Below are 16,604 nucleotides of genomic sequence, written 5' to 3' on the forward strand. Positions count from 1 at the left end.
GTCGTTAGATCGCCTCGACAACCCGGGGTTGTTACAGCGGTCCGGTCACGAAGTGGTCACGGCTGCTCGGAGAACGCCTGGCGCGCGTCCAGGATCAGCACCGCGACGTGCAGCGAGGTCAGCGATTCACCGTCGGCCAGGTCGACGTTGAGGATCTCTTCGATCCGGCGCAGGCGGGCGTACAGGGCGGGCCGGCTGATCAGCAGCCGAGCCGCCAGCGCGGACTTGTTCCGCCCCAGCTCCAGGTAGCCGCGCAGCGTCTCCATACAGTGTTCCCCGGTCTGCAGGTCGTGCAGGATCAGGGCCTGCAGTTCGGTCTCGGCGAAGCGCTGCACCCGTGAGTCGTCGCGCAGCAGGGCCAGCAGACCGCGCAGCCGGATATCGGATACCCGGAAGCACTGCCGATTGCCCGGCGGCATGGCGGCGGCGACCTCGGCGACGTGGGCGGCCTCCTCGACGCGCTGCACCGCCTCGATCAGCCCGGGGCACGACGGGGCGACCGCCAGCACCACGTCGCCGATGCCCGCCTCGGCGCGGCAGTCTCGTCGCAGCGCCCGGCCCAGCGCCTGCAGCATGGCGAATTCGCCGCCGCGGGCCGGGCCCAGTCCGAGCACCATGCCGACCTCCCCTGGCCGCAGCACGGTGAACAGCCCGGTGTGACCCAGCGCCCGGGTGGCGCGCAGCACGGTGTCCAGCAACCGGGTGTTTCGCCGTTGCGCCCGTACCGGATCCGCCTCGGGGGCCCAATCCCGAACTCGGACGGCGGCCGGGATGTAGCGGTCGCAGCGGCGCAGGCCCAGCGCCAGCGCCCGGGCTATTGCCTCGTCCTCGGAGCGCACCCGCTGGCGCAGCACGTCGTCGATCAACCCGGCCTGCGCCTGGTGCTCGATATCGGAGCGGCCGCGTTCGGCCATCCGGTGGATGACCAGGGTCTGGGCGGCGCGCTCGAGCACCATGGAGGTTCGGTCGGGGGCGCTGGCGGGAGCCACCGCGATCAGTCGTCCCCACTGGTCCCCGGCCCGGCCCACCTCGGTGACAGCCCAGTTCGCAGTGTCGAGCCCGCCGGCGCCGCCGGCCTGGCGCCGCGATCGGCGTTCCCAGTCCCGCAACACCACCGAGGCGTCGCGTCCCGCGGCGGCCACCGCGAGCGCCCGGTGCGCCAGATCCTCCAGCACGACGGGGGCGTCCAACAGGCGGGCCGCCGCCGCGGCGATCTCCGAAGGCCCGGCCCGCTCCATGCTCAGATCGGTGAAGATCTCGTGCGCGCTGCGGGCGAACTCGACCGCTTGGTACTGGTCGGCGACGATGCCGCGATGCACGGCCTCGGTGATCTCGACGAACCGCACCTCCCGATGCAGCGCCACCAGCGGCAACCCCAGCTCGGCGGCGATCGGACCGACCTGCTCCGGCAGTGGCGCCGCGGTGGGCAGCACCTCCACGATCACGCCGATGGCGCCGGCGGAGACCAGCAGTTCCAGGTATCGGCGCGGTGATCGGCGCAGCGCGCCGCCGGTGGTCAGCACCAGTTCACCGCCCTGCAGCAGCGACGACAGGTCGGCGACATCGCTGATGTGCACCCAGCGGACCGGGTTGTCCAGCCCGGCCGCGGCGAGCACCTCCGGGTCGGCGGCCTGCACCACGGGCAGCGCGACGACGTCGGCGACCGTGGTGATCATCTACGAAGTGTAAAGCGAATAGCTCTATATCCGACGGTTTGTCCCGCCTGCGACCCCTCTTTCATCCCCCAGGATGGGAACCAAGCTCGCAACCGCTGCAGAAAGGCGCCCATACCGTGACCAACACCATCACCCACTGGCTGAACAACGCTCCGTTTGCCGGCTCCAGCGGCGCCACCGCCCCGGTCACCAACCCGGCCACCGGCGTGGTCACCGGTGAGGTCGCGCTGGCCAACGTCGACGACGCCCGCGCGGTGATCGACGCCGCCGCCGCCGCGTTCCCGGGGTGGCGGGACACCTCGCTGGCCAAGCGGGTGCAGGTGCTGTTCCGTTTCCGCGAGCTGATCAACGAGCGCAAGGAAGAGCTGGCCGCGATCATCACCGCCGAGCACGGCAAGGTGCTCTCCGACGCCCTGGGCGAGGTCACCCGCGGCCAGGAGGTCGTCGAATTCGCGTGCGGCATCCCGCATCTGCTCAAGGGCGGCTTCACCGAGAACGCCTCCACCAAGGTCGACGTGTTCTCCATCCGCCAGCCCGTCGGCGTGTGCGGCGTCATCTCGCCGTTCAACTTCCCGGCCATGGTTCCGATGTGGTTCTTCCCGATCGCCATCGCCGCCGGCAACACCGTCGTCATCAAGCCGTCCGAGAAGGACCCGTCCGCGGCCAACTGGACCGCCGAACTGTGGAAGGAAGCCGGTCTGCCCGACGGCGTCTTCAACGTGCTGCACGGCGACAAGACCGCCGTCGACGAGCTGCTGACCAACCCGACCGTGAAGGCGGTGTCCTTCGTCGGCTCCACCCCGATCGCCCAGTACGTCTACGCCACCGGCACCGCGAACGGCAAGCGCGTCCAGGCCCTCGGCGGCGCCAAGAACCACGCGATCGTGCTGCCCGACGCCGACCTGGACCTGGCCGCCGACGCCATGGTGAACGCCGGCTTCGGCTCCGCCGGTGAGCGCTGCATGGCCATCTCCGCCTGCGTCGCCGTCGGCCCGATCGCCGACGACCTGGTCGCCAAGATCTCCGAGCGCGCCGCCACCATCAAGACCGGCGACGGAACCAAGGACTCCGACATGGGCCCGCTGGTCACCAAGGCGCACCGCGACAAGGTCGCCGCCTACGTCGACGCCGGCGAAGAGGCCGGCGCCAAGGTGGTCCTGGACGGCCGCACGGTGAAGGCCGACGGCGGCGAGAACGGCTTCTGGCTGGGCCCGACCCTGCTGGACAACGTCACCCCGGACATGACCGTCTACACCGACGAGATCTTCGGCCCGGTGCTCTCGGTGCTGCGCGTGGAGACCTACGACGAGGCCATGGCGCTGATCAACAGCAACCCCTACGGCAACGGCACTGCCATCTTCACCAACGACGGCGGCGCGGCCCGGCGCTTCCAGAACGAGGTCGAGGTCGGCATGGTCGGCATCAACGTGCCGATCCCGGTTCCCATGGCGTACTTCAGCTTTGGTGGCTGGAAGGCCTCGCTGTTCGGCGACAGCCATGCCCACGGCATGGACGGCGTGCAGTTCTTCACCCGGCAGAAGGCGGTCACCAGCCGCTGGCTCGACCCGAGCCACGGCGGCCTGAACCTGGGCTTCCCGCAGAACGCCTGAGCTCACCCCCGCACCTGGACTTAGGATCACGATCATGACCGCCCTCACCGAAACCACGCTGCCCTCCGGGCAGGATCTCGACACCGCGATCGCCGACGGCCGGCGCGCCTATGAGCTGGACCGCAAGCACGTGTTCCACTCCTGGTCCGCGCAGGCTCAGCTCAAGCCGATGACCATCCTGGCCGCCCAGGGGTCCTACGTCTGGGACGGCGACGGCAACAAGCTGCTGGACTTCTCCAGCCAGCTGGTGAACACCAACATCGGGCATCAGCACCCGAAGGTGGTCGCCGCCATCGCCGATCAGGCCGCCAAGTTGTGCACCGTCGCGCCGCAGCACGTCAACGACGCGCGCTCGGAGGCCGCCCGGCTCATCGCCGAGCGGACCCCCGGCGACCTGAACCGGATCTTCTTCACCAACGGCGGCGCGGACGCCGTCGAGCACGCGGTGCGGATGGCTCGGCTGCACACCGGCCGGCCCAAGGTGTTGTCCCGCTACCGCGCCTACCACGGTGGCACCGAGACCGCGATCAACCTGACCGGTGACCCGCGGCGCTGGCCCAACGACCGCGGCTCGGCCGGCGTCGTGCACTTCAACGGCCCGTTCCTGTACCGCTCGTCGTTCTACGCCGAGACCGAGGAGCAGGAATCCCAGCGCGCGCTGGAGTACCTGGAGAAGCTGGTCGCGATGGAAGGTCCGGACACCATCGCCGCGATCATCCTGGAATCCATTCCGGGCACCGCCGGCATCATGGTTCCGCCGCCGGGTTACATGGCCGGGGTGCGGGAGATCTGTGACCGCTACGGCATCGTGTTCATCGCCGACGAGGTGATGGCCGGGTTCGGACGATCGGGCAAGTGGTTCTCCATCGACCACTTCGACGTGCAGCCGGATCTGCTCACCTTCGCCAAGGGCGTCAACTCCGGCTACGTCCCGCTGGGTGGCGTCGCGATCAACGAAGCCATCTCGGCGACCTTCGACAACCGCGCCTACCCCGGCGGCCTGACCTACTCGGGTCACCCGCTGGCCACCGCGGCCGCCGTCGCCACCATCAATGCGATGGAGGACGAGGGCATGGTCGCCAACGCGGCCCGGATCGGCGCCGACGTGCTCGGCCCCGGCCTGCGCGAGCTGGCCGCCCGGCACCCGTCGGTGGGCGAGGTCCGTGGCCTCGGCGTTTTCTGGGCGCTGGAGCTGGTCGCCGACCAGACGACCCGCGAGCCGCTGGCGCCCTACGGCGGCAGCAGCCCGGCGATGGCCGCGGTCATCGCGTCCTGCAAGGAGAACGGCATGCTGCCGTTCGCCAACTTCAACCGCATCCACGCGGTGCCGGCGCTCAATGTCACCGACGACGAGGTGGCCGAGGGCCTGCGGATCCTGGACGCGGCGCTCACCGTCGCCGACAGCCACGTCAATTAAGAAAACTCCCGAGTAACAAAAGACAGGCGCGCGATCAGGCAGTAAAGCACACGAAATCCCCGACCATTAATTAGCGACACAGCCAGTGTTCGATTCTTCGGAACACGCCGAACTACTACGCTGTTATCGCTGGTCACAATGGTCGGGGATTTCGTGTCCGCGCATTTTCCGCCACATCTTCGGCGTGAATTTTCCCGCGTGAATTTTCTGTTAATGCGCTGCCAACGCCGGGCATCTCCCATACGCTTCTGCGTACCCGGAATCGGCCTACCCCCATGCCGAATTCCGTCACGTATCAAGGAGACGCCGTGAGTGGCAACGTAGAGCTGAAGAAGGGCCTCAGCGAAAGACAGCTGAGGATGATCGCCATCGGCGGTGTGATCGGCGCCGGCCTGTTCGTGGGTTCCGGCGTCATCATCGGCGATGTCGGCCCGGGTGTGTTCATCACCTACATCCTGTGCGGCGCGCTGATCATCATGGTGATGCGGATGCTCGCCGAGATGGCGGTCGCCAAGCCCGCCACCGGTTCGTTCGCCGACTACGCGCGCGACGCCCTCGGCAACTGGGCCGGCTTCTCGGTCGGCTGGCTGTACTGGTACTTCTGGGTGATCGTCGTCGGCTTCGAAGCGATCGCCGGGGCCAAGATCATCCAGTTCTGGTGGCCGGATGTGTCACTCTGGCTGACCTCGCTGATCCTGTTGATCGCCATGACCGCCACCAACCTGGTCTCGGTGAAGGCGTTCGGTGAGTTCGAGTTCTGGTTCGCCAGCATCAAGGTCGGCGCCATCATCGCCTTCCTGGTCATCGGCGGCGCCTACGTGTGCGGCGCGTGGCCCAGCCACTTCGGCGAGACCCACTTCTCCAACCTGACCGCGCACGGCGGCCTGTTCCCGAACGGCTCCTGGGCGGTCACCGCGGCCATGGTCACCGTCATCTTCTCCATGGTGGGAGCCGAGATCGCGACCATCGCCGCCGCCGAGTCGGAGAATCCGGAGAAGGCCGTCGCCAAGGCCGCGAACTCGGTGATCTGGCGTATCGGCATCTTCTACGTCGGCTCGGTGTTCCTGGTGGTCTGCATCCTGCCGTGGAACGACGAGAGCATCGCCGCCTCGCCGTATGTCGCCGCGTTCACCAAGATGGGCGTCCCCTACGCCGACCACATCATGAACGCCGTGGTGCTGACCGCGGTGCTGTCCTGCCTCAACGCCGGCATGTACACCGCGTCCCGGATGCTGTTCGTGCTGGCCGCTCGCCGCGAAGCCCCGCAGGCCCTGGTCAAGGTGACCAGCCGCGGCGTGCCCGCCGCCGCCATCCTGGCCTCCTCGGTGGTCGGCTTCATCGGCGTCATCGCCGCCGCTTTCTCCCCCGACACCATCTTCGCGTTCCTACTGAACTCCTCCGGCGCGGTGATCCTGTTCGTCTACGGCCTGATCTGTGTGTCCCAGATCGTGCTGCGTTACCGAAACGGGTCGGCGAACCTGCGGGTGAAGATGTGGCTGTTCCCGGTGCTGTCCATCCTCACCGTGCTGGTCATCCTGGGCCTGCTCATCCAGATGGGCATCACCCCGGGTCTGCGATCCCAGCTGGGCCTGAGCCTCGGCTCCTGGGCGGTGCTGATCGTGCTGTTCCTGGTCAACCGTTGGGTGATGGCTCGCCGGCCGGTGGTGGAGAGCGCCCCGCTCACCGCGCCGTCCAAGCGGGTGCTGGTGCTGGCCAACGAGACCGCGGACTCCCGCGAACTGCTCGCCGAACTGCACGAGATCGGCGCGGCCAACAACGCCAAGTACCTCGTCGTGGTGCCGGACAACCCGATCGAAACCGGGGTCGCCGACACCCACGGACCGCTGGACATGGTGGAGGCGACCCGGGCCGCCGCGCAGGCTCGCCTGGATCACACCCTGGCCGCGCTGCATGAGGCGAACCTCGACGCCGAGGGCGCGCACGGCGATTTCCGCCCGCTGCGGGCACTCGCCGACGCGGTCGACACCTTCAAGCCGGATCAGATCGTCATCGCGACACTGCCCCCGGAACGTTCGGTGTGGCAACGCTTCGACGTCGTCGACCGCGCCCGGGCCGAGTTCCCGAACATCCCGGTCACCCATATCGTCGCGGACCCGGCGTCAATCGACCCGGAGCTGAGCCGATGACGATCCTCGCCGCGTTCAGCGCGCGTGGCCAAAGCCACGCGCCGCTGCACCTGGCCGCCGAGATCGCGCGCACCAACGGCGAGAAGGTGCTCGCCGCCGCGATCCTGGAAGCCAACGTGACGGTGGACTCCGATCAGGTGGAGAAGGAGTACCTGACCGCGCTGTCCGCCCGCACCGAGGCTTCGCTGCGTACCGCGATCGCCGGGGTGCACGGGGTGGAGATCACCCCGACGGTGCACCTGGCCACCTCGGTGCCCCGCGGGATCAGCGAGCTGACCGCCGAGAACGACGTCGATCTGGTGGTAGCCGGTTCGTCGTCGTCGGGTCTGTTGGGCCGGATTCTGCTGGGCAGCGTGACCGAGCGGATGGTGCACGGCGCCGACGTTCCGGTCGCGATCGCGCCCCGCGGTTACCCGGCCAGCCCGTCGTCGATCCAGCGGTTGACGGTGGCGTTCGGCGGTCACGCCGACGCCAATCGGGTGATCGCGTCGGCGGGCGAGCTTGCGCTGGCCTGGAACGTCCCGCTGCGGATCGTGTCGTTCACGGTGCGCCCGGTGTGGCGCTTCGGCTACGGCGTGGAAAGCGGGGCCGACGACCTGGCCATCCGGAAGTGGACCGAGCGGACCACCGAGAAGGTCGTGGAGCAATTGGCCGAGGCCCGCAAGTCGATCCCGATTCCGGACGTCGACGTGATCATCGGCGCCGGTGGCGACTGGCCCGGCGCGGTCAACGACGTCAGTTGGCAGCCGGGCGACCTGATGGTGCTCGGCTCCGGGGCCGCCGGCCAGTTCAACCAGGTGTTCCTGGGCTCCGCCGCGGCGCGGATCCTGCGGCACGCACCGGTCCCGGTGATGATCCTGCCCCGCGCGTAAGTGTTCGCCCAGCCGTCGGCGCCTGGCCCCCGGGTCAGGCGCCGACGCTGCGCATCAGGCGTTCACTGCGGCGCAGCTTCCGCAGTTCCTCCAGACCGCGCTGGGACAGCGACCCGGGTTCGGCCGACAGTGTCACCAGCTCCTGATGCCGTACCCCGGGTTGGGTGAATCCGTCCCAGTCCAAGGTCAGCTCGCCGACGCTCGGATGCCACAGCCGCTCGACCGAGCACCATCGCCGGTGTCGCGTCGAGCTGGTCGAGCAGCCGGAGCAGCCGCGGGTGTGCCGACGAGTTCCGCCGCAGTTCCACCTCCGATTCGACGGGTCGTCGTGACCCGGCCTGGGCCAGCAGCGTCCTGAGATACTCCGACTGCCCGTCGTCGAGCCCGAAGGCGCGTGCCAGCGCCTCCAGCACCGGTCCCGACGGCGCCAGCCGGCCCTGCTCGATCCGGGTGTAGTAATCGGTGCTGATCGCCACCAGATCGGCGACCTCTTCCCGGCGCAGGGCGTTCACGCGGCGACGTTCGGTCAAACGGTCCGGCAACCCGATCTGTTGCGGTCGCAGTTCGGCCCGGCGCGCCTTGAGGAACCGACCGAGCTCACGCAGCTCGGGAGCGCTTTCAGGCATGCTGTGAGCATAGGTCTGCAACCGAGCTCCCGGTCGCTCGTCGGGTCCGACACGACTCGGATACGCGTCAACCAGGTAACCATTCGGCTCTTGTGTTGCACGACTCTCAGAGCAGCCTTATGTTCTCCTCACTGCTTTGCTAACAATCCCCTTCGAGCACCCGAGGTCGGCCGTGGCTATCACCCTGTTTTCCCTCTCCGCCTCCGCCGGCTTGTGCGCGTGCGCGCTGGTGTTGAGCCCGGTGGCGGTGGCGAACCCGGACACCGACGCAGAACTGCCCGGCAAGGGCGTCCCGGTGGTGGCGGCCGCCGCGGGCGCGGCGCCCGCGGCCGGTGTTCCGCTGGCGCCCGGACCGGTGGTTTTCCCGGTGGCCCCGGTGGTTCCGGTCGCCGCGCCGCCGGTCGCGCCGCTGGCCCCGGTCCCGGTCGTGCCCGCTGCGGCGCCGGTTGCCGCCGCGCCGGCCGGCGCCCCCGTGGTGGCTCCGATTGTCGGCGGCAAGGGCGCCCCGGTGGAGACCGTGAACACCAGCGGCCCGGCCCCCGGAGTGCCGGCGCTGCCCGGGCCGCAGGACTCCGAGATCATCGCCCGCTGAGCGTCGCTCGACTTCGGCTACTCCTGCACGATCACCGGGTCGCCGACGCTGACGGTGTTGTAATACCACTCGGCGGCGGCCGGCAGCAGGCTGACGCAGCCGTGGCTGACGTTCTCGAATCCGATGGCCGAGGCCGCCCAGGGCGCCGAGTGCACGAACAGTCCGCGGCGGGTGAACCGGACGGCGTAGTCCACGTCGAGCAGGTAGCCGTCGGGATGATCGACGGGGATTCCGACGCTGCTGGAGTCCATGCGGACATTGCGCTCCTTGGCGAGCACCGTGTACTTCCCCGGCGGAGTCCCGTACTCGGGCCTGCCCATGGTGGCCAGCAACACGCCTTCCTCCCCGGCGCGCGGCAGATGATGAGGTGACGGTAGGCCGACGGTCTGCCCGTCGACGGTCACGATGAAGGTGTGATCGGAGATGTCCGCGACGCCGATGACCTCGGGCCCCGTCGTCAGTTGCGTCTTCGTCCCGCCAACCGACAACAGCACGGTGCTGTGGGCGGGCCAGTACCGGTCCGGAACCCATTGCACGACATCGGGTTCCAGCCAAACGTAGCTGCCGGTCATCCCGGGCGATATCGGGGTGACGTCGCCGGCCCGCTCCGCGGCGGCGCGGTCGAGGACCGGCCGATCGAACTTCAGCACGATCGGGTGCCCCACCCCCACGGGTGTGAACGGATCGGGTTCGACGGCGATCAGGACCGGTGTCGACGACGTGCGGGCCGACGTCGACTGAACCGCCGGAGCGGCGGTGAGCAGCGTCGAGGCCAATAGCCCCAACGCCAGACCCGTGCGAATCATTGACCAGCCCTTCGACGTGACCCCCTGCGGCAGAAATGGTAGGTCCGGCGGCGCGGCCGGGACGGCGGCGCGCCTCGGCCTTTCGGTCAGGGATCGGTCACGGTTTCACGACGGCGCCGTCTCGGTCCCCGCCCTCGCCAACCCGGTCGCTGCGCAGATCACATTGCAATATTGCAATACATGCATAATACTGGCGAGGAACGGAGGATCATGAGCCAGAACTCACCCATCAGCCTCGGCGAACTCCTGCCCGACGGCGATGAGCACTGCGAGCGGCGGCTACTGGAGGACCTGAGCACCGCGCCCGACGTGCAGCGGGCGCATGTCCGGCGAGGCGCCGACGGCGAATCCCACCTGTGCGTGCATTACGACGCGGCGGCCACCACCGCCGCCGATGTGACCGCCCGCGCCCGGCAGGCCGCCGCGCGGTTGCGCAACCGCTACGGGCACCTGACCTGGACCGACGTCGACGCCAATCACGGCGACGACGTGTTGGGCAGGCTCCGCGCCACCCCGGGCGTCGTCGATGCCGAGGCGTCCGCCGGCGGCCTGCAGGTGGAGTTCGAGCGGGACCGGATCACGGCCGACGAACTGGTCGCAGTCATCACCGGGTCGGAACCCGAGCCGATCAGCGTGACCGCGAGCCCCGGGGACCCCCACGATCACGACCACAGCCACGGATTCGGCAGCCGGATCTTCGGCGAGCGCACCGAGCTCATCTTCGCCGGACTGGCCGGGTTCACCCTGTTGACCGGCTTCCTGCTGGCCGCCTTCGCCGACACCCCGCGCTGGATCGAGATGTCGCTCTACGGGGCGTCCTTCTTCTTCGGCGCCTTCTTCACCTTGCAGGAAGCCGCAGAAAGCTTGCGGCACAAGCGTTTCGAGATCGACTCCCTGATGCTGGTCGCCGCGATCGGCGCCGCGGCGATGGGTGAGGTCGCCGAAGGCGCTCTGCTGCTATTCCTGTTCAGCATCGGGCACGCGCTGGAGGGCTACGCGATGGGCCGGGCACGACGCGCCATCGAGGCGCTGGCCGAACTCGCGCCCAAGACCGCGCTGGCGCGCCAGCGCCGCACCGGCGAGATCATCGAGATCCCGGTCGAGGACCTGCGTGTCGGCGACGTGGTGGTGGCGCGGCCGAACACCCGATTGGCCGCCGACGGATTCGTGGTCGCCGGCGCCAGCAGCGTCGACCAGGCGCCGGTCACCGGCGAAAGCGTGCCGGTGGACAAGATGCCGGTCGCCGACGTCGCCGCGGCGACCCGGCGGCCCGAGGACGTCGACCCGGCCTCCCGGGTCTACGCGGGATCCATCAACGGCGCGGGAGCGCTGGAGATCCAGGTGAGCCGGCTGGCCGCGGATTCGACGCTGGCGCGGGTGGTCAAACTCGTCAGCGACGCGCAGGTCGACGCCTCCCCCGCGCAGCGGTTCGCGGACCGGTTCCAGCGCATTTTCGTGCCCGCGGTGCTGCTGTTGGTGGTGGCGCTGTTGTTCGCCCCGCTGGTGATCGATGAGCCGTTCACCTCCTCGCTGTACCGCGCGCTGGCGGTGCTGGTGGCCGCCAGCCCCTGCGCGCTCGCCATCGCCACGCCCAGCGCGGTGCTCTCCGGAGTGGCGCGCGCGGCCCGGGTGGGCATCCTGGTCAAGGGCGGGGCCGCGCTGGAAAGCCTCGGCCGGGTGACTGCGATCGCGTTCGACAAGACCGGCACGCTGACCACCGGCCGCCCGACCATCACCGACATCATCCCCGCCGACGGCATCAGCGAACCGTTCCTGCTAAGCACCGCCGTCGCCATCGAAGAGCAGAGCGACCATCCGCTGGCCCGGGCCGTGGTGCGCGACGGTCGTGCGCTCCTCGGGTCCGAGCCGGCGCCGCGGGCCCAGAACGTGCTGGCCGTCGCCGGATTCGGCGTCACCGGCACGGTCGGCGGGATCCCCGTCCAGATCGGCAAGCCCGCAATGTTCGTGGCGGCCGGGCTGCCGCGCCCGGACGTGCTCGGCGATCAGGTCGCCGCGCTGGAGGCCCGCGGCCGCACCACCCTGGTGGTGCGGGCCGGCGAACGCTGGCTGGGCGTCATCGGGGTGATGGACACCGCGCGCCCGGAGTCCGCCGAGGTGCTGCGCCAGCTGGCCGCGCTCGGTGTGCGGCACACCGTGATGCTGTCTGGGGACAATCAGCGCATCGCCGACGCGGTGGCCGATTCCGTCGGCGTCGGCGGCGCGGTCGGCAACCTGCTGCCCGAGGACAAGGCCACCGCGATCACCGACCTGCGCGAGCGGTACGAGCGCGTGGCGATGGTGGGCGACGGCGTGAACGACGCGCCCGCGCTGGCCACCGCCGATGTCGGGATCGCCATGGGCGCGGCCGGATCCGACGTCGCGCTGGAGACCGCCGATGTCGCGCTGATGGCCGACGACCTCAAGGCGCTGCCGTTCGCGGTCAAGGTCAGCCAGGCGTCCAACCGGATCATCAAGCAGAACCTGCTCGCCAGCCTGGGCGTGGTGGCGCTGTTGATCCCGGCCACCATCTTCGGCCTGGGCATCGGCCCGGCCGTGCTGATCCACGAAGGCTCGACGCTGATCGTGGTGGCCAACGCGTTGCGGCTGCTGGCGCTGCGCCAAGACTGAGGCGGCCGGCCTTGCTCAGCCCCATTGACCAGTGGTTATCCACAGATCCGAGTTCATCCACAGATCGGCTCTTCGACCCTCGTTGTTGTCGGCGCCGGTGAATAACATGGATGTATGTTCCAGTTGGTGATCTCGGAGACGGACCTCCTCGAGGAGTCCGCCCTGATCAGCGGCATCGACGAACTCGAAATTCTCAAGTCTCGGGCGGCGGCGCTGCAGGCCAGACTGACCGTTCAATTGGCCGACGCCCGGCGCGCGGATGAGCTGGCCCGCGGCGTGCCGGCCGCCCGGCGCGGCAAGGGGCTGGCGGCCGAGGTCGCGCTCGCCAGACACGATTCCCCGAATTGCGGCAATCGGCATCTCGGTCTCGCGCAGGCGCTGGTTCGCGAGATGCCGCACACGCTGGCCGCGCTGGAATCCGGCGCCCTCTCGGAGTGGCGGGCCACCCTGATCGTGCGCGAATCGGCCTGCCTGGATGTCGATGACCGCCGGAGGCTGGACGCCGAACTGTGCGCCGACCAGTCTCGGCTAAAAGGTCTCGGCAATGCCCGGATCGCCGCCGACGCCAAGGCCATCGCCTACCGGCTGGACCCGCGAGCTGTTGTCGAGCGCGCCGTGAAGGCCGAGGAGGACCGCTCGGTGTGGGTGCGTCCGGCGCCGGACAATATGGCGTACCTGACGGCTCTGCTGCCGATGGCCAAGGGCGTCGCGGTCTACGCGGCGCTGCGCCGGCAGGCCAAGAGCTGCGCCGACGGTCGAGGCGGCGGCCAGGTCATGGCGGACACGCTCATCGAGCGCGTCACCGGCCGCCCGGCCGACGCGCCGGAACCGGTGGCGGTGAACCTGGTGCTCTCCGACGAGACCCTGGTCGGCGGGTCAGATCCCGCGGTGGTGAGTGGGTACGGTCCGATCCCCGCGCAGATCGCCCGGTTGCTGCTCGCCGCCGCCATCGACGATCCCCTCGCCTGCTCGACCCTGCGGCGGCTCTACGCCCGCCCGGCGTCCGGCGCCCTGGTGGCGATGGAATCCAAAGCCCGGCTGTTCCCCAAGGGGCTGGCCACCTTCATCGGTCTGCGCGACCAGACCTGCCGAACCCCCTATTGCGACGCGCCCATCCGCCACATCGACCACGCGAGACCTGCCGGCCGCGGCGGGAAGACCGCGGAGATCAACGGCCAGGGCGCCTGCGAAGCGTGCAACTACAACAAGGAGGCCGACGGCTGGTCCGTCACGACCACCATGGCTGGTCGGCACACCACTGTCACCACCACGCCCACCGGCCACACCTATCGAAGTACGGCGCCACCGATCCTGCCGGGCCGAACACCCCGGGCGCCCAGCCGGATGGAACGCGCGCTCAGCGCGATCATCGACCAGCAGGCCGCCGCCTGAACCCCGGGTTTGCGCCGCGGGCTACCAGCCAGCGTTGCGGGCCAGGTCGATCGCGAACTGGTTCACGAACACACCGGCCGCCGGAGCGCCGCCACCGCAGGACCCGTCGGACTCGCCGACCCGCTTGATCCACAGGTAGGCGTCGGCGTGCGGACCGGCGGTCGCGGTGGTCGGGGTGACGCCCAGCGCGCGACCGGGCGGGTTGCACCAGCCCATCGACGAATCGTCCAGCGGCCCGTTGCCGTTGCGCGAGGTGTCGATCACGTAGTTCTTCCCACCGGTGAGCCCGGAGATCGCCTCGCCGTAGCCGATGTTCTCTTCGGTGGTGTAGTAGTTCGTCGGGTTGAGGCTGAAGCCCCGGGCCATCTCCACCCCGGAGGCGTTCAGACCGGCGGCCGCGTCCTCGACGCTGATCCAGCGCGGGTGCCCGGCGTCGATGTAGACCGCGGCGGCCGGGTTCTGGGTCAACCGCTGGGTGGCGTAGCGCAGCAGGCCGTACCGCTCCTGGCGCTGGTCTTCGGACAGGCAGCTCGCCATCGCGATGGCGTCGGGCTCCAGGATGATGGTCACCGGCGCCCCACCGATGCCGTCGGCGATGCCGTCGATCCAGGCCCGGTAGCTGTCGCCGGAGCCGAAGCCGCCGGCCGCGTAACTGCCGCAGTCCCGGTTCGGGATGCCGTAGATCGCGAAGATCGGGGTGGCCCCGGCGTCCAGAGCCGCGCCGGTGTAGCGCGAGACGAACCCGGTCACCGAACTCGGGGACCAGTAGTGGTCCAGCCAGAAGGCCTGCGGGACGTCGGCGATGGCCTGGATCTCCGGGCTGCCGCTGGATTGGGCCGCCCGCATCGCCTTGGAATCCGGGTCGACGTAGAACGTCCGGCCGGCCAGTGGGTTGGCGTCGCTGGCCAACCGCACCTCCGCAGTCGAGGGCTCGGAGACAAGGCCGGCGGCGACGACAGTCGCGACGGCGAGGGCGGGCAGGATCCGGCGGGCCAGCGCAGAGAACATCACGGATTAATAAAGTATCGATACCCGGCTCCGCAAGCCAATCGGGAGCAGCTCGTTCCTCGCCGCTCGACTTGTCGGGTGGTCCTCGTACTCTCGATGGCGTGACCCAGCATGTCGGCCGGCTGCACCCGGCGGCGCTGCGCGCGGTCGTGCAGGTGATGCGCGCCGAAGCGGTCACCGGGCTGTCCGCCACCGACGCGGCCGACCACGCGGCCTACAGCCCGTTCCACTTCAACCGGCTGTTCGCCGCGACCACCGGCGTCTCCCCCGGCGCGTATCTGACCAGCCTGCGGATCGACGCGGCCAAGCGGCTGCTGCTCGCCGACCCCGCGCCGGTGATCGACGTCGCGACCGAAGTCGGCTTCGATTCGCTGTCCAGCTTCTCCCGCCGCTTCCGCGCCGTCGTCGGAACCTCCCCGGCGGCGTTTCGCGCGCTGGCCGACCACGTCGACGACGGCGCCGTCGAACCGTTCCGGCTCGTCGACCCGAACCAGCCCACCGTCCGGATCCGGCCCCGGCTGCCGGAGCATCTCCGTCCGGGCCCAAGGGTCGAACTGTGGATCGGGTGGTTCCCCAAACCGGCCCCGATCGGGCTGCCCGCGGCCGGGGCGCTGACCGTCTCGGACGCCGAACTGGAATTGCCATTGTGCCCGGACGCCCCGTGGCTGCTGTCCTTCGCGGTGTCCGCCGACGCCTGTGCCCGGGAACGGTTGGCCCCCTCGGCGCCTCTGGTGGCCCGGCACCCCGCGCCACTCACGTCGCCAACCAACATCGACCTGCATTACCGGTATGCCACCCCGGTGGATCTGCCGATGCTCCCGGCGCTACCGGCGCTCGCGGGCCCAACGTCGACCTGAGCAATTTCGGACAAACCCGCTCGGGAGGATCCGCCTAACGTCGAACACGCAAGCAGTCATCCCCCAAGGAGTCTCACAATGTCTGTTCGATTGGTTCCCTACGTTTCGTTTCCCGGCAATGGCCGCGAGGTGCTCGACTACTACACGGAGATCTTCGGCGGATCGCTGAACACCGCCTCCTACACCGACTTTCCGATGGAGGGCATGCCGTTCACCCCGCCGGCCGACGCGCTCGCCCACGGACACCTCGACGCCGGGGCCGTGCAACTCGCCGGCGGCGACTGGATCTGCCCGGAGAACCCGGCCGATCCGCTGGAGAACAACGCCTACTCGTTCCTGCTCGAACTCGACTCCACCGACGAGGCCGAGGCGCTGATCGAGAAGTTCACCAGCACCGGCTCCGAGGTCGCGATGCCCTTCGAGAAGGCGCCCTGGGGCGGGCACTACGGGCAGGTGAAGGACAAGTTCGGCGTGCTCTGGGCGTTCAGCGTCGAGGGGTAGCCTCGTCCCATGACCCCGACGAGAACCCGGCCGCGCGCCCCATGGGCGGCCGGGTTCTGCGTCGGCATGGCGACCCTGCTCGGCTGCGCGGCGCCGGATACGGCGGAAAGCCCTGTGACACAACAGGATTCTGCCGCGTCGGTTTCCGCCGGTCCGCGTTCGCTGGGCCCGGACGCCTTCGCGACGGCGATCTCCGATCCGGACCGGTTCATCATCAACGTGCACATCCCCTATGAGGGCGAGATCGCCGACACCGACCTGCAGCTGCCGTACAACGAAATCGGGCAGCTGTCCGGCCTGCTGCCCGCGGACCGCTCCACGCCGCTGGCGGTGTACTGCCGCAGCGGGCCGATGAGCCAGACCGCGATGGACACCCTGAGCGGCCTGGGTTACACCGACATCGTCGAACTCGACGGGGGTATGCGCGCCTGGACCGCCAGCGGGCGAGACCTGAAACATCGCTGACCCGCCG

The 16,604-nt window shown here is 69.5% G+C and carries 14 protein-coding genes and 1 pseudogene; 10 read left to right on the forward strand and 5 right to left on the reverse strand.

All coding sequences use genetic code 11. From position 1 onward, the window contains the following. Positions 1 to 56: 56 nt before the first annotated feature. The gene (locus tag L2Z93_RS18685) at positions 57 to 1,676 is read right to left on the reverse strand and encodes a PucR family transcriptional regulator (RefSeq protein WP_090587779.1); all 1,620 of its coding nucleotides are present in this window, start codon (positions 1,674 to 1,676) and stop codon (positions 57 to 59) included. A 116-nt stretch (positions 1,677 to 1,792) separates the two neighbouring features. Here L2Z93_RS18685 and L2Z93_RS18690 point away from each other — a divergent pair, with 116 nt between their 5' ends. From L2Z93_RS18690 to L2Z93_RS18705, 4 genes are all read left to right on the forward strand, one after another. Beyond that, positions 1,793 to 3,286: a CoA-acylating methylmalonate-semialdehyde dehydrogenase gene (locus L2Z93_RS18690; protein WP_090587776.1), complete on the forward strand. Its 1,494-nt coding sequence runs from the start codon at positions 1,793 to 1,795 to the stop codon at positions 3,284 to 3,286. A gap of 34 nt (positions 3,287 to 3,320) precedes the next feature. Beyond that, positions 3,321 to 4,703 (forward strand): aspartate aminotransferase family protein, encoded by a 1,383-nt coding sequence (locus tag L2Z93_RS18695; RefSeq protein ID WP_090587773.1) that lies wholly within the window; start codon positions 3,321 to 3,323, stop codon positions 4,701 to 4,703. Between the two features lie 308 nt (positions 4,704 to 5,011). Further along, positions 5,012 to 6,850, forward strand: coding sequence for an amino acid permease (locus L2Z93_RS18700; protein WP_260575474.1), 1,839 nt, complete (start codon positions 5,012 to 5,014; stop codon positions 6,848 to 6,850). After that, positions 6,847 to 7,722 carry a universal stress protein gene (locus L2Z93_RS18705; protein WP_090587767.1) on the forward strand — a complete coding sequence of 292 codons (876 nt, stop codon included), beginning with the start codon at positions 6,847 to 6,849 and terminating at the stop codon, positions 7,720 to 7,722. Before L2Z93_RS18700 ends, L2Z93_RS18705 begins: the two co-directional genes overlap by 4 nt. A gap of 34 nt (positions 7,723 to 7,756) precedes the next feature. On the opposite strand, the gene L2Z93_RS19470 is transcribed toward L2Z93_RS18705, so the two are convergent. Both L2Z93_RS19470 and L2Z93_RS19475 read right to left on the reverse strand, forming a co-directional pair. Then, on the reverse strand, positions 7,757 to 7,906 hold the full coding sequence (locus tag L2Z93_RS19470; RefSeq protein WP_368859698.1) for a hypothetical protein: 150 nt from the start codon (positions 7,904 to 7,906) through the stop codon (positions 7,757 to 7,759). Positions 7,907 to 8,150: 244 nt separating this feature from the next. Continuing rightward, positions 8,151 to 8,348, reverse strand: a pseudogene (locus tag L2Z93_RS19475) (helix-turn-helix domain-containing protein); the annotation flags it as partial. Between the two features lie 172 nt (positions 8,349 to 8,520). Here L2Z93_RS19475 and L2Z93_RS18715 point away from each other — a divergent pair. Then, positions 8,521 to 8,940 (forward strand): hypothetical protein, encoded by a 420-nt coding sequence (locus tag L2Z93_RS18715; protein ID WP_090587762.1) that lies wholly within the window; start codon positions 8,521 to 8,523, stop codon positions 8,938 to 8,940. A 17-nt stretch (positions 8,941 to 8,957) separates the two neighbouring features. Here the strand turns inward: L2Z93_RS18715 and L2Z93_RS18720 are convergent, their stop codons facing one another. After that, positions 8,958 to 9,746 (reverse strand): L,D-transpeptidase, encoded by a 789-nt coding sequence (locus L2Z93_RS18720; RefSeq protein ID WP_090587758.1) that lies wholly within the window; start codon positions 9,744 to 9,746, stop codon positions 8,958 to 8,960. A 210-nt stretch (positions 9,747 to 9,956) separates the two neighbouring features. Here L2Z93_RS18720 and L2Z93_RS18725 point away from each other — a divergent pair, with 210 nt between their 5' ends. Both L2Z93_RS18725 and L2Z93_RS18730 read left to right on the forward strand, forming a co-directional pair. Next, positions 9,957 to 12,374 (forward strand): heavy metal translocating P-type ATPase, encoded by a 2,418-nt coding sequence (locus tag L2Z93_RS18725; RefSeq protein ID WP_090587755.1) that lies wholly within the window; start codon positions 9,957 to 9,959, stop codon positions 12,372 to 12,374. 114 nt (positions 12,375 to 12,488) lie between these two features. After that, positions 12,489 to 13,766 (forward strand): HNH endonuclease, encoded by a 1,278-nt coding sequence (locus tag L2Z93_RS18730; protein WP_090587752.1) that lies wholly within the window; start codon positions 12,489 to 12,491, stop codon positions 13,764 to 13,766. Positions 13,767 to 13,787: 21 nt separating this feature from the next. Here the strand turns inward: L2Z93_RS18730 and L2Z93_RS18735 are convergent, their stop codons facing one another. Continuing rightward, a complete protein-coding gene (locus L2Z93_RS18735) occupies positions 13,788 to 14,774 on the reverse strand; it encodes a glycoside hydrolase family 6 protein (RefSeq protein ID WP_090587749.1) in 987 nt (328 codons plus the stop codon). A gap of 101 nt (positions 14,775 to 14,875) precedes the next feature. Here L2Z93_RS18735 and L2Z93_RS18740 point away from each other — a divergent pair, with 101 nt between their 5' ends. The 3 genes from L2Z93_RS18740 (at position 14,876) to L2Z93_RS18750 (ending at position 16,597) form a co-directional block, all read left to right on the forward strand. Next, the gene (locus tag L2Z93_RS18740; protein WP_090587746.1) at positions 14,876 to 15,631 is read left to right on the forward strand and encodes a helix-turn-helix transcriptional regulator; all 756 of its coding nucleotides are present in this window, start codon (positions 14,876 to 14,878) and stop codon (positions 15,629 to 15,631) included. Between the two features lie 78 nt (positions 15,632 to 15,709). Beyond that, on the forward strand, positions 15,710 to 16,132 hold the full coding sequence (locus L2Z93_RS18745; protein ID WP_090587744.1) for a VOC family protein: 423 nt from the start codon (positions 15,710 to 15,712) through the stop codon (positions 16,130 to 16,132). Positions 16,133 to 16,141: 9 nt separating this feature from the next. Next, positions 16,142 to 16,597, forward strand: coding sequence for a rhodanese-like domain-containing protein (locus L2Z93_RS18750; protein ID WP_090587741.1), 456 nt, complete (start codon positions 16,142 to 16,144; stop codon positions 16,595 to 16,597). Positions 16,598 to 16,604: the final 7 nt, after the last annotated feature.

The organism is Mycolicibacterium brumae (genome assembly GCF_025215495.1).
In the GTDB taxonomy this organism is placed as follows: Bacteria; Actinomycetota; Actinomycetes; order Mycobacteriales; family Mycobacteriaceae; genus Mycobacterium; species Mycobacterium brumae.